Origin of the sequence: Nocardia jiangxiensis NBRC 101359, assembly GCF_000308615.1 — a bacterium.
Lineage (GTDB): Bacteria > Actinomycetota > Actinomycetes > Mycobacteriales > Mycobacteriaceae > Nocardia > Nocardia jiangxiensis.
This window is the reverse complement of record NZ_BAGB01000113.1, coordinates 1-1,043: the sequence shown is the minus strand read 5'-3', so window position 1 is coordinate 1,043 and position 1,043 is coordinate 1. Positions and strand designations below refer to the sequence as shown.

Annotated in this window: 1 protein-coding gene; it reads left to right on the top strand. The window is 66.6% G+C overall.

Annotated features, from left to right (window positions below; all coding sequences use genetic code 11):
- Positions 1-165: 165 nt before the first annotated feature.
- Positions 166-1,043: sensor domain-containing diguanylate cyclase (locus tag ON40_RS34455; protein WP_169541942.1), on the top strand; the 878-nt coding region annotated here is incomplete at its 3' end.

The window sequence follows — 1,043 nt, the reverse complement described above, 5'->3', positions numbered from 1 at the left end:
CGAGGGGACGATCACCAGCGTGACAGCGAACCCGCTCCATTGGAGATGAAAGGCTCGAATGCCGTGACCGAGGAACTGCGTCGCCCGGTGCACCATCACACGCGGTGCGAGCGTCGCCGGGCCGAGCAGCAAGCGTTTGTTCTGCGGGACGAGGTGTTTCGGTGTGTGTTCGACAATGCGGCGATGGCGATGGCGATCGCTGACACCGAGGGCACTCTGGTGTACGCCAACCGCAGTCTGGCCGAGATGATCGGTGTCCCGGTCGAGCAGTTGCGGGGGATCTCGGTGTATCGCTTCGCTCACCCCGGCGACCAGGACGAGATCGACACGGTGGTATTCGATTGCCTGGTTCGCGCGCGTGAGGGCGCGGTGAAGCTGGAGCGTCGCCTGGTCCGGGCCGATGGCAGCATCGGGTGGGCGGCGTTCACGATCTCCTATGTGCAGGGTTCTGGCGGGCTCCCGGACTATCTGCTGGCTGTCGGGGAGGATGTCACCGAGCGGCGCCGCCTGGACGAGGAACTGCACCGGCAGGCGCGGTACGACTCGCTGACCGGTGTGCCCAACCGGCGCTATCTGCTCGAGCGGATCGAGATGCTGAGCGCCGGGGCCTGCGGTGATGACCGGGTGGGGTTGTGTTTCGTCGATTTGGACGGGTTCAAACAGATCAACGACCGCTACGGGCACGGGATCGGTGATCAGGTCCTGTGTGCGGTCGCGAGCCTCCTGCACGAGGAGCTGGCCGGCGAGGACTGCACGCTGGCCCGCATCGGGGGTGACGAATTCGTGGCCCTGCTCGCGCCGCCGGTCGACGACGTGCGAGTGGTCGCGGTTGTCGATCGGATGTTCGCGGCGCTGGCTGGCCCGATCTCTGTCGGTGACCACAGTCTGTGGGTGTCGGCCAGTATCGGGGCGATCATCGCGACCGCGCCGAACACCGACGCCACTACCCTGCTCGAGGCCGCGGACCGGGAGCTGTATCAGGCCAAGACCCGTAGCAAGGACCGGTGGGTCCTGCGCATACTCGACACCGGTCCCGGCCAGCC